Origin of the sequence: Mycobacterium sp., from assembly GCF_049278535.1 — a bacterium.
GTDB lineage: Bacteria > Actinomycetota > Actinomycetes > Mycobacteriales > Mycobacteriaceae > Mycobacterium.
This window is the reverse complement of sequence record NZ_JBAPMI010000348.1, coordinates 27,409-39,327: the sequence shown is the minus strand read 5'-3', so window position 1 is coordinate 39,327 and position 11,919 is coordinate 27,409. Positions and strand designations below refer to the sequence as shown.

The window sequence follows — 11,919 nt, the reverse complement described above, 5'->3', positions numbered from 1 at the left end:
ACATCGACAGCCGGGTGGAAGCCATCAACGGTGGCCTTGGCATCGCGGTGACCAAGAGCTGGGGCATGATCGACAACCGCACCATCTCGGCGATCACCCCAGTGGACGACTCCACCTCCGACGTCCGATTCATGGTCTACATCGGCCGAACGCCGGGCAAGGACACCGAGCGCGCCGAAACCAAGGCCCGTGAATTCGGCGAAGAAGTGATCCGCCAGTTCGAGCAGGACATCGACATCTGGCAGCACCAGCGCTACTCGGACCCGCCCGCCCTGGCGACCGCTGAATACGAGGGCTTCACCGCAATTCGCAACTGGGCCAAGCAGTTTTATCCCGACGGCATCGGCGGCACCGCTGCCGAAGTGTATGCCGCATCTCAGAAAGGCTGACCCGAATGAATGCACCGCTCCGCGTGTTCCAAGTTGCCACCGGCAACGTCGGTTCGGAGATGATCAAACGGATCGCGCTACGGCCTGATTTGGAACTCGTTGGCGTGCACTGCTATTCGCCAGACAAAGTGGGCAAGGACAGCGGGGAGCTGGCCGGCGTGGCACCCAACGGGGTGATGGCCACCGGCAGTATCGAGGAGATCATCGCCGCCAAGCCGGACGTGCTGACGTTCCACGGAGTGTTCCCCGACGAGGACCTCTACGTCAAAGTGCTTGAGGCGGGCATCAATATCGTGACCACCGCCGACTGGATCACCGGATGGCACCGCGATACCAACCATCCGCACCCATCCGGTAAGCCGGTGAGCCAGGTTCTGCAGGAGGCCTGCCAGAAGGGTGGTGCCTCGTTCTACGGCACCGGGATGAACCCGGGGCTCAATCAGATTCTGGGCGTGGTGTGTTCGGCTGATGTCGCCGAAATCGAGAACGTCACCACAATCGAGTCCGTGGACGTGTCATGCCACCACTCCAAGGACACCTGGATCGAGGTCGGCTACGGCCTGCCGGTCGACGATCCCACGATCCCGGCGAAGCTGGAGAAATACACCAGGGTGTTCGCCGACAGCGTTTTGATGATGGCGGACTGCTTCGATCTGCCGCTGGACGAAGTGAAATTCAGCTACGAGCTCGGCGCCTGCACCAAAGACGTGGATCTGGGCTGGTACACCTTGCCCAAGGGGTCACTGGGCGGCAACTACATCAAATATCAGGGCATGGTGGACGGCGTCCCGCGCGTCGAGACACATCTGGAGTGGCAGATGACTCCGCACACCGACCCGAGCTGGCATATCAAGGGCTGCTATATCACCCAGATCACCGGCGACCCATGTGTTTACAACAAGCACATGATCTTCCCGAAAGCTGGTGTCGATCTGTCCGATCCGGCGAACTTCGCGTCGATCGGTATGACCGTCACGGGCATGCCCGCCCTGGCCGCCATCGCCGGCGTCGTCGCAGCGCCTCCGGGACTGATGACCAGCGCCGACCTGCCGCTGCGTGGGTTCGCCGGCCGCTTCAAGCGGTAGGGTCCGGCCGGCGTCAGGGGCCGGGGTGCACTGCAACGCAATCTTGACCCCGCAAACACTGCTGCCATCGGAGTTTGACAGCGACGTAACATTCCCGGAACCGATCGTCCCTAGTGTCAGCCGGACAACAATCTGGCAATCCGATGCGATGCATCGCGGTGATAGGGGCTCTATTGAGCGGCAATGCTGCGCGCCTGCAGGCAATTAACAATGTGGAGGCTTATGCGCCTCCCGCAATCAGCTTCGATCCGGGCGAGACTCCGGGCCAGGTTTTCGGCTCCAGCGTCTTCACCAAGGCGGAGATGCAAGCGCGGCTACCCAAAGCCGTCTACAAGTCCGTCGTGGCGACCATCGACAAGGGCGCGAAGCTCGACCCCGCGGTCGGCGACTCGGTCGCAGCTGCCATGAAGGATTGGGCGCTGGAGAAGGGCGCTACCCACTACGCCCACGTCTTCTACCCGATGACCGGCCTGACCGCCGAAAAGCACGACAGCTTCCTGGAACCCGTCTCCGACGGGCAGACCCTTGCTGAGTTCGCCGGCAAGACGCTCATCCAGGGTGAGCCCGACGCCTCGAGTTTCCCGTCCGGCGGGCTGCGCAGCACCTTCGAGGCTCGCGGCTACACCGGCTGGGACGTCACCAGCCCGGCCTACATCCTGGAGAACCCGAACGGCAACACGCTGTGCATCCCGACAGTGTTCGTCTCGATGACCGGTGAGGCACTCGACTTCAAGACCCCGTTGCTGCGCAGCCAGCAGGCCATGGGTACGCATGCAGAGCGCGTCTTGAAGCTCTTCGGTCACAAAGACCTCAACCATGTCGTGTCATTCTGCGGCCCCGAGCAGGAGTACTTTCTGATCGACCGGCACTTCTTCCTGGCGCGCCCCGACCTCATCAACGCCGGCCGCACCTTGTTCGGCACCAAGCCGCCGAAAGGCCAGGAGTTCGACGACCACTACTTCGGCGCGGTCCCCGAGCGTGTGCTGGGCTTCATGATGGACACCGAGCGGGAACTGTTCAAACTCGGCATCCCTGCCAAGACGCGGCACAACGAGGTGGCCCCCGGCCAGTTCGAATTGGCGCCGATGTTCGAGCGGGCCAACATCGCCTCGGATCACCAGCAGCTGACAATGACGGTCTTCAAGACGATCGCCAAGAAGCACGGCATGGAGTGTCTGTTCCACGAGAAGCCGTTCGCCGGCGTCAACGGATCCGGAAAGCACGTCAACTTCTCGATGGGCAACGCGGATTTGGGCTCGCTGCTGGTCCCGGGTGACACCCCGCATGAGAACGCCCAGTTCTTAGTGTTCTGCGCGGCGGTGATCCGGGCCGTGCACAAGTTCGCGGGTCTGCTGCGGGTGTCGGTCGCCTCGGCCACCAACGACCACCGCCTGGGCGCCAACGAGGCGCCGCCGGCGATCATCTCGATCTTCCTCGGCGAACAGCTCGCCGATGTCTTCGAGCAGATCGCCAAGGGCGCGGCGACATCATCAAAAGGCAAGGGCACCATGATCATCGGTGTCGATACGCTGCCCCACTTGCCGACGGACGCGGGGGACCGCAACCGCACCAGCCCCTTCGCCTTCACCGGCAACCGCTTTGAATTCCGCGCGCCCGGCTCCGGGCAGACCGTCGCCGTGCCGTTGATCGTGCTCAACACGATCATGGCGGACTCGCTCGACTTCATGGCGACAGTTCTCGAGCAGGCCGTGGCCGATGGCGAAAACTTTGACCAGGCAGTGCAGAAGCTGCTCACCGAAATCATCACCGAGCATGGCGACGTCGTGTACAACGGCGACGGCTACTCGGAGAAGTGGCAGATCGAGGCGGCCGAGCGGGGCCTGCCGAACCTCAGGACCACGCTGGACGCGATTCCCGAGCTGATCAAGCCGGATTCGATCGAACTGTTCGAGAAATACGGTGTGTTCAGCGAACGCGAACTGCAGAGCCGCTACGAGGTCCGCTTGGAGCAGTACGCGTTGACCATCGGGGTGGAGGCCAAACTGGCCCTGGAGATCGGTACGACGATCATCCTGCCGGCCGCGGTCCGCCATCAAACTCAGCTTGCGCAAAACGTCTTGGCTTTGAAGGCGGCGGGCGTGCCGCCCAGCATGACTGCGCTGGAAGCGGTCTCGGGCCCGCTCGCCGACCTCGAGGCCGGATTGGCAACGCTGAAATCAGCTTTGTCTGACCACTCGGCGGAGTCCGCATTGGAGGAGGCCAAGCACGCCCAAGAGGCGCTGCTGCCCGCGATGACGGCGATCCGCTCCGCTGCCGACGCGTTGGAAGCTGTTGTCGCCGACGATCTATGGCCGTTACCCACCTACCAGGAGATGCTGTACATCCTCTAACGCAGGCATCAGGCGTGACCCCCTGTAGGCTGCAGGCAGGTTTTGTGCCCTGGTTGAGTCCGCAGCCGATGGCGTACGCCCAACGTTTCGTAGGACATTGGTCGACGGCAGTACGTTGTCTCGGCACGTAATTTCTGCGACAACGAAAAGGCGGTACGCGCATGCCCTCATGGCGGCACCACAAAGACGGTGCGCGAGGCACAGCGACGACAATCGCCAACCGCGAAGTCGCCGCGCAGATCGACGTCGAGGTTACCGCTCCCACAACGCTTGAGTTTCAAGTCGCCGTCGCTCGCCAGCCGGGGCTCGAGATTCACGAATCTCTCGCAATCACGTTCAACGGCAAGCTACTTCAGCCTCGCGAGATTCTCGGACAGCATGACACCCGGATTCATGCGATCGATGTCGGCGAGGGAGCGGTCAGCCTGTCGTACTCGGCTACAGTCGCAGGCGAAGCCGCGCCGGCGCCAGTTCGCGACATCGACCTGATCACCTATCTGCGTCCGAGTCGCTACGCCGAATCCGACAAGTTCTTCGGGTTCGCCGCCACCGAGTTCGCGCAGTATGCCGACTCGGCGACGTTGCTCGAGAAAGTCTCGGCGTGGGTGGGCACCCGACTGCTTTACGTTCCGGGATCCAGTGATCCGATCGACGGCGCCGCCGACACCTTGCTGGCCGGTGCGGGGGTGTGCCGCGACTACGCCCACCTGGTGATCGCCATGTTGCGGGCACTGCAGATGCCCGCCCGCCTCGCGGCGGTGTACGCGCCGGGGTGTGACCCGATGGACTTTCACGCCGTCGCCGAGGCATACGTCGACGGGGAGTGGCGCGTCGTCGACGCTACGTGTTTGGCACCTCGGCAGTCGATGGTGCGTATCGCAACCGGCCGCGACGCGGCCGATACCGCTTTCCTGGATAACCATCACGGCTCAATCACGTTGAACGCCATGACGATCACGGCCGTCGTGGACGGCGAACTGCCCTACGATTCGGTTGATCAGCTGGTGAGCTTGCACTAGCAGAGCTCAGTGCAGGCCGATCCGCTCCCGAAGTGTGTCGGTTAGGAAACGCCTCGTGGACACCGGCCGGAAATTGCGGGCCGCGTCGGTGAGTGCCTCGCGGGAATCGGCGCTCAGCTCGATATCGGCTGCGGCGACGTTGAATTCGAGCTGCTCGACACTCGATGCCCCCGGGATGGCGACGACGTTGGGCAGGCTGATCAGCCACGCCAGCGCCACCTGCGCCGGCTTCGCGTCGACATCCGCGGCGACATCGCGCAACGTCTGAAGCAGCGGCTCGATGCGGCGCAGGTTCTCGGTACCGAACAGCGAGTTGATCGTGCGAACGCCGCCGGGCCGGTTATCGACGCCGTACTTGCCGCCCAGAAGTCCCTGCGCCAGCGGGCTGTAGGCGATCACCACACGGTTGTTCTGCTCGGCGAAGGGGACCATGCCCTTGAGTGCCTGCGGGTGCGCGAGTGAGAAATGCACCTGGTTGCTGATCACCGGTCGCCCGAGTGCGGCATCGGCCTGCTTCCACCGAGACAGCGAATAATTCGAGACTCCGGCAGCGCCGATGGCGCCGCTGTCGATCAGCTCACGCATGCCCGGCATGATCACCGAGTCGGGAACGACCGGGTTGGGCTGGTGAATCTGGTACAGCGGGATCTGCTCCAGCTGCAGCCGCCGCGCGCTGGCGCGCTCACGCTGCTTCACCACGGCGGGAAACGGCGCGATGGGAAAGATCTTGCTGGCCACCGCAACCTGGTCGCGTTCGTCGCCGAGCGCCTCGCCGAGGATTCGCTCACTCTTACCGAGCCCGTACACCTCGGCGGTGTCGAAGAAGTTGACGCCCAGGGCACGTGCGCGACGGACGATGTCGCGGGCTGCCCCTGCGGCGTATCCGTCGCCGTAGCCCCACTCGCGTGACCCGAACTGCCAGGTCCCCAACCCGATCCGGCTGACTCTGCCGATGCCGTCGACGTCCAGATACTTCATCTAGTTCACGGTACTGACCGCGACAGTCGGGCGCTCAGGTGATTGCGCCGTGCCTGTGCAGCACCTCCATCACCTGCCAGCTCTGGACCACGTCTTCGCGGTCGCACAGCCGTCCGAGCTCGTTGACCACGGTTTGTAGGACATCAAGCCGGGCTGACGCCTGGGTCAGCGTGGCCAGCCAGTTGTCGTAGTCGCGCTCGTCGTAGGCAATCTCGGCTACGGCGAAAGAATTCATAATCAGTGCCCCACTTCATCGACCCTTATTCGGTGCGCTCGTCGCACCAGAACCCTCATATGTGAGCTGCGATTAGCCCGTCCTAAACGTGCTTAAACTCACAAATTCACGCTCCGCCAACTATCCGGATCCGGCGTCTGGCAATCCGGATTTAACGGCCGGACTGCAGCGGTATCGGCTGCGCTATAGAAGGCCGACCCGGCGGCGGATACGCTGTGGCTGCAACGGGGTGCGTTACAAGAAAGGGCAAATATGTCACGGACAGTGGTCGTTGGGGCGTCGAGTGGCCTTGGGCGTTGCATCGGGGTCGGCCTTGCGAAGCGCGGCCAGCAGGTTGCGTTGCTCGCCCGGCGCCGCGAGCGGATCGAGGCCGCCGCCGAGGAAGCTGGATCCGGCGCGGTCGCCATCGAATGTGATGTCACCGACGAGCAGTCGTGCCGGTCGGCGTTCGATCAGGCCGCCGGAGCGCTGGGCGGCATCGACAACCTCATCTACACACCCGCGATCAGCCCGCTGGTTCGCATGGTCGACACCGGCGCCGACACGTGGCGGCGCATTTTCGACACCAATGTCATCGGCGCGTCGCTGGCGACGGCGGCGGCGATTTCGCACCTGACGTCGTCGGCGGGCAAGGCGGTCTACCTCTCTTCCGACGCCGGCACGTTCGGGCCGCCGTGGCCCGCTCTTGGCGCGTATGGCGTCAGCAAGGCTGCGCTGGAAAGGCTCGTGGAAGCCTGGCGGGCCGAGCATCCCGACGTCGGCTTCACCTCCCTGATCGTCGGGGAATGCGCCGGCGGTCAGGGCGATGCGGCAACCGGGATGAACGCCGGCTGGGACATGGACTTGGCGATGAAGGCCTATCCGCTGTGGGTGTCGGGTGGCTGCATGCCCGGCAAGTTAATGCCGGTCGAGGATCTCATCGAGGTGGTGCAGACGATCCTGCAGACAAATTCTTCGACGTCGATGCCGGTGGTGGTTGCCCGCGGCGCACCGGCCAGCCAGGTCGCTTTCCCCGACACCAATTAGCCGTTCCCGCAATGGCGATCGCCACTGCGGCGATCGCCGAGCGCCGGTGGCATTCCAGCCGCGGAACTGACTGCGTCCTCTACAGTTGCGCTGACAATCACGAGCGAAGGAGACGCGGATGGCGTGGTTCCTGGCCCTCCAGGGCCCATCCCACACACCTCACCAGTCCTTGGTCTACGAACTTCAAGACGGGGTGGATACGGAGAAGATCGCCCAGGAACTAGTCAGTTCCGCGACCCTGGACCGAGTTGTGCCCGTCCCCGCGGTGTTGACGGCGAACAAGCGTCGACACCAGAAGGTGACGGTCTACGTCCGGCCCGCCGCGTGGGGTCTGTGGTCGTTTTACGAGCTGTCCGACGAGGATCGCCGCGAGATGGCGAAGAACAACCAAATGGTCAGCGCCCTCGCCCAAGCGGCGCAGCAACGTGCAGCACAGGGACGGCAACAGGCCGGCGGGCCGATGACAGTCCAGGTCAACCCGCTGACCGGTCAGGTGGGGCCTGCCGGCCCCGGCCAACAGGGTGGCGGCAGCTAGGCGGTGTGCTGAGAATCGCCGGGGTCGTTGTCCGACGATGCGGCCCCCAGCGTGGTCAGCATGCCGACGGCGGCTCGCTGCCAGGTGAACATCTCGGCGCGACGCCGGGCACTGGCACGGCGCTGCTCCTCGGGTCGGCTGACGATCGCGGTGACCGCCTCGGCGATCGCCAACGGATTGTTGTCGGCCAGCGCGCCGCTGTCGGCGGTGATGATCTCGCCCAGTGCCGACGTGCGGGAGACCACCGCCGGCGTCCCGCAGGCCAGCGACTCCAGCGCGGCCAACCCGAAGGTTTCGTGCGGCCCGGGAGCCAGCGCGACATCGGCTGACGCCAGCAACTCGGCGACGCTGTGCCGATCGGAGATGAAACCGGTGAAATCGATCGGCAATCGCGCGGCCTGGCGTTGCAGCCTGGCCCGCAGCGGGCCGTCACCGACCACGACCAGACGGGCCTGCACGCCGGCATCGCACAACGCGGCAACCGCGTCGATACTGCGGTCGGCCCGCTTCTCCACCGACAGCCGTCCACAGTGCACCAGCAATATCTGGTTCGGTGCAGCCCAGCGTTGACGGACAAGCGCGGAGCGCCGCGACGGGTGGAACGTCTCCAGGTCCACGCCGAGCGGAATGGTGACGGTGTTCGTCGCGCCGATGCGGTCGAATTCCTCGCGGGCAAAACCGGTGGTGCACACCACGGTGTCATAGTTGGCGGCGGTACGCCGGTTGGCGAAGTCGGCGAACTTTCGTGCGGTGCGGCGCGGAAGTACTTGGCCCGCAAGGCGATCGAGGCGCTCGTGGGAGATCATCACCGCCCTCGCGCCGTGGTCGCGGCCCCAGCGCCCCAGCGACCTCAGCGTGAGCCGGTCAGACACCTCGAGCGTGTCGGGTCGCAGTGCTTTCAGCAGCGTCCGCACCGGGCCCGGTAACACGGCTCGGTATCCGCCAGTGAATGGAATCAGCTTGGCGGGCACGGTCATTCGCACGACGCCGGTGGAGAGTTCGGTGTGTTCGGTGTGCCGCCCGGGAACGATCAGGAACACCTCGTGGCCCGCGGCGCAGTATTCCGCACCCAATCGGTCGACGGCGGTGCGAAGGCCGCCGGAACGAGGCCCGTAGAAATTGGCGACCTGGACAACGCGCATGTAGCCAGCGAAACCGGCGCTCGTGTGCGCTCAACGATCTAACACTGACGAGTAACTGAACAAGCCGTGAACACCGCAGATCGCCGGGTTTCAGGCGGTGGGACGGAGGCGAAACACCCTGATCTCGCGCGGTGCGCAGCTGGTCCGGTAGCGCTCGTAACCCGCGTAGAAGTCGGCAGCTGCGGCCCACGCCGCGGCGCGGGCATCGCCGGTCAGCAGTTCGGCTCGGTATTGCGCGGGGGGAGCCTTGAATTCGACCGTGCACTCGGGGTGCGCCAGTAGATTCGCCGTCCAAGCCGGATGGGAAGCGCGACCGTAGTTCGAGCCGATCGCGAGCAGTCCGTCGGACTCTTCCAGCAGCGCCAGCGGTTGGGTCCGCGGCTGCCCTGACTTCGCTCCGGTGGTGGTGACGAGCCCGACTTTGTCCAGACCCGCCGAGCTGAGACGGCCGTTGGTCCTTGGGATCACCGCTTTGTCGATGCGTGGCGCCAGGTGGAGCAGGAACTGATAGCCGGCTGGGCTCATCAGGGCGCGCTCCATCAACGCCTCATGCGTGCGCAGTCGTCGACCACGAAGCGGGCTTTCTCGCCGAAGGGACACGGCTCGACGGTACTCACTCACGGCTCGAGCGAGGAGCTTTCGGCGCGATTGGGCCTGTCGACGGTTGGGTATCCCGCAAATCACCTCTGCTCTATCTGGAATCGCTGAGGGCAGCCTAAAATTGCTCTAATGCCCTGGTATTACTGGTCGCATCGCGCGGTAGGGTTGACGTCGCGGCCTCTGATCGGCAACGCCGCGTGGTCATCGCGCCGCGCTCGGGCGGGGGTTACGACGGGGATGAGGAAGAAGCGAATGCGCCACTTCGTGGCCACGGTTACCGCGGCCGCCGTCGGGATGCTCGTCGCGGGATGCGACAGCAGCAATCAAGCCGGTACGAACTCGACGACGACGGTCACGTCGCTGATCCCGCGCCCTGTCGTCGAGCGTGAACTCGAATCGATGTTGCTCACCCCTGCCCAGATCAACCCGCTGATGGGGGCGACCGACATGGCGGTCATCAAGAAGCACGACGCGATGTCTGACGACAGCGCCACCATGAAGCCGAGCGAATGCCTGGCCATCGATGGTTCGGCGCAAGCCCCCGTTTACGCCAACAGCGGTTTCACCGCCGAGCGCGACCAGGCACTCAACGACGGCAACAATTTCACCCACTATGCCGAGCAGGCGGTGGTGCTGTTTCCCACCGCCAAACAGGCTCGCTCTTTCTTCATCGCGTCAGGCCTGCGCTGGCCGGCGTGCCACCAGTACACCCACACCCAGTCCAGAACGCAGTGGATTGTCGGGCCGATATCTGATGACAACGGCGCGTTGAGCACGATTTCGACGCAGCAAGAAGCAAAAACCGGTGGGTGGGGTTGCGGTCGGGCGTTGGCGGTCAAGAACAACGTCATCGTCGACGTGAACACCTGCAGCGCCAACCCGGCAAACTCCGCGGTCGACATCGCCAACCAGATCGTCGCGAAAGTGGCTGCGCGGTAATCGATTCGGCTAGTCGGGGCCCGATGGCCCCAGCAACCGCGCCTCCTCCAGATCCATCGACTCCTGCAGCTCGAGCAGGACGATGTCGTCGATGCGCCGCTGATCGCGAAGCTCGGTGATGGCACGGCGCTTGTGTTCGAGCACGCCGAGACGCACCTGGCGGATCAAATCGCTGCGCTCCTCCGCGGCGTTGGGCGCGGAGCCGTCGCCGCTGGTCTTGACCAGCGCAGCATGTTGTTTGTATTCCGCGTTCAGGCGGTTCTGCAGGTCTTCGCTGACGCCGACCTCGGCGGCAACCAGCGGCAACGCATCCAGGGCGGCCTGCGCGCCGTAGCAGCGCGCCAGCCGCAACTCCTCGGCGTGCGCCTCGTCTTCGGGAATCCGGGCCCAACGCACGACGGCGGGCAGGGTGCTGCCCTGCACGAGGACGGTCGTGAGAATCACGAACGACACCACGAAGATGATCAGGTTGCGGTCGGGGAAGGGTGCGCCGCTGCGGGTGGTGAGCGGGACGGCTAGCGCGGCGGCAAGCGATACGGCTCCGCGGAATCCGGCCCAACCCGACACCATGCGTTGGCGCCAGTCCACCCTCCGGGCACGCTGCGCCTCGCGTCGGTCCACGGCGCGGATCAACATCGTGGTGGCTTCGCCCCAGACAAGCCGTGTCACGACGACCACGACGGTGACGGCGACGGCCATGCCGAGAGCGTGGTGAATGCCGCCGTCGACCCGGGAGACTCCGCGAACGGCGCCAGGCAGTTGCACACCGACGAACACCCACAGCGCGCCGTTGATCAGAAATGTCGCGATGTCCCAGAACGCGAACGACACCAAACGGGACCGAGCCCGGATCACCCGCGGCGAGGCATAGGCGAGCATGAGAGCCGACACCAGGACCGCGACGACGCCGCTGCAACCAATTGCGTTGGCGAGTAGGAACGCGGCGAATGGGGTCAGCAGGCTCAACGCGGCTTCCTCTTGCGGCGCGTCGAGCCGCGTCCGGGTCAGCGTCACAGCGCCGCCGATGAGCAGGCCGGCGGCGATGCCGCCGAGATAGGACAGGATGAATCGGACGGTCAAGTCGATCGGGCCCACCGGCGTACCGCCCATCGCGACGGACACCGCCACGCCGAACAGGACGAGCGCAGTTCCGTCGTTGATGATGCTTTCCGCTTTCAAGACGGTGAGGTTGCGGCGCGGCAGCCGCTTCGCAAGACCGGCGACAGCCGCGGCATCGGTGGGGGAGAGCACGGCGCCCAGCACCGCGGCCGCGTGTGATTCCATCCCCAACACCCGTGCCGTCCACGACACCGCGACCGCGTTGGCGATCACCAAACCGATGCTGAGCAGAACGATGACGCGCAGGTTGGCGCGGATCTCACGAAAGCTGGTGTTCAGGCTTTCCCAGTAGAGAATTGCCGGCAAGAACAGCAGCAGCACGATTTCGCCATCGAGCCGCACGTGGCCAAACCGCGGAATCAAACCGAGCAGTGCACCGAGCCCGATGAGCAGAAGCGGTGGACCGACGCGGTAGCGCCGGCCCAGCACCGTGCCCACAATGACGATGGCGAACAGCACAACGATGACGACGAGCCCAAACACCTGCACATCATGCGGTAC

The 11,919-nt window shown here is 64.7% G+C and carries 11 protein-coding genes and 1 pseudogene; 7 read left to right on the top strand and 5 right to left on the bottom strand.

Features of this window, described 5'->3' with window-relative positions; translation table 11 throughout:
• The 4 genes and pseudogenes from WAO18_RS22835 to WAO18_RS22820 all read left to right on the top strand — a co-directional run.
• Positions 1-389 (top strand): annotated as a pseudogene (locus tag WAO18_RS22835) (2Fe-2S ferredoxin); the annotation flags it as partial.
• Between the two features lie 5 nt (positions 390-394).
• Positions 395-1,474 carry a dihydrodipicolinate reductase gene (locus tag WAO18_RS22830; RefSeq protein WP_422208506.1) on the top strand — a complete coding sequence of 360 codons (1,080 nt, stop codon included), beginning with the start codon at positions 395-397 and terminating at the stop codon, positions 1,472-1,474.
• Between the two features lie 173 nt (positions 1,475-1,647).
• Positions 1,648-3,825 (top strand): glutamine synthetase III, encoded by a 2,178-nt coding sequence (locus tag WAO18_RS22825; RefSeq protein WP_422208505.1) that lies wholly within the window; start codon positions 1,648-1,650, stop codon positions 3,823-3,825.
• Between the two features lie 161 nt (positions 3,826-3,986).
• Entirely contained in the window at positions 3,987-4,844 is an 858-nt protein-coding gene (locus tag WAO18_RS22820) for a transglutaminase-like domain-containing protein (RefSeq protein WP_422208504.1), read from the top strand.
• A 6-nt stretch (positions 4,845-4,850) separates the two neighbouring features.
• Here the strand turns inward: WAO18_RS22820 and WAO18_RS22815 are convergent, their stop codons facing one another.
• On the bottom strand, positions 4,851-5,822 hold the full coding sequence (locus WAO18_RS22815; RefSeq protein WP_422208503.1) for an aldo/keto reductase: 972 nt from the start codon (positions 5,820-5,822) through the stop codon (positions 4,851-4,853).
• Positions 5,823-5,856: 34 nt separating this feature from the next.
• Complete coding sequence (locus WAO18_RS22810) at positions 5,857-6,057, bottom strand: hypothetical protein (protein ID WP_422208502.1); 201 nt, start codon at positions 6,055-6,057, stop codon at positions 5,857-5,859.
• Positions 6,058-6,321: 264 nt separating this feature from the next.
• Between WAO18_RS22810 and WAO18_RS22805 the strand changes: the two genes are divergently transcribed.
• Both WAO18_RS22805 and WAO18_RS22800 read left to right on the top strand, forming a co-directional pair.
• Positions 6,322-7,083: an SDR family oxidoreductase gene (locus WAO18_RS22805; protein ID WP_422208508.1), complete on the top strand. Its 762-nt coding sequence runs from the start codon at positions 6,322-6,324 to the stop codon at positions 7,081-7,083.
• A 118-nt stretch (positions 7,084-7,201) separates the two neighbouring features.
• The gene (locus WAO18_RS22800; RefSeq protein ID WP_422208501.1) at positions 7,202-7,618 is read left to right on the top strand and encodes a hypothetical protein; all 417 of its coding nucleotides are present in this window, start codon (positions 7,202-7,204) and stop codon (positions 7,616-7,618) included.
• Here the strand turns inward: WAO18_RS22800 and WAO18_RS22795 are convergent.
• Both WAO18_RS22795 and WAO18_RS22790 read right to left on the bottom strand, forming a co-directional pair.
• Entirely contained in the window at positions 7,615-8,760 is a 1,146-nt protein-coding gene (locus WAO18_RS22795; protein WP_422208500.1) for a glycosyltransferase, read from the bottom strand. The genes WAO18_RS22800 and WAO18_RS22795 overlap by 4 nt on opposite strands.
• A 90-nt stretch (positions 8,761-8,850) precedes the next feature.
• Positions 8,851-9,360, bottom strand: coding sequence for a nitroreductase family deazaflavin-dependent oxidoreductase (locus tag WAO18_RS22790; RefSeq protein WP_422208499.1), 510 nt, complete (start codon positions 9,358-9,360; stop codon positions 8,851-8,853).
• Between the two features lie 252 nt (positions 9,361-9,612).
• Between WAO18_RS22790 and WAO18_RS22785 the strand changes: the two genes are divergently transcribed.
• A complete protein-coding gene (locus WAO18_RS22785) occupies positions 9,613-10,299 on the top strand; it encodes a sensor domain-containing protein (RefSeq protein ID WP_422208498.1) in 687 nt (228 codons plus the stop codon).
• A 9-nt stretch (positions 10,300-10,308) separates the two neighbouring features.
• On the opposite strand, the gene WAO18_RS22780 is transcribed toward WAO18_RS22785, so the two are convergent.
• Positions 10,309-11,901, bottom strand: a complete 1,593-nt coding sequence (locus tag WAO18_RS22780; protein WP_422208497.1) for a Na+/H+ antiporter — start codon at positions 11,899-11,901, stop codon at positions 10,309-10,311.
• Positions 11,902-11,919 lie beyond the last annotated feature (18 nt).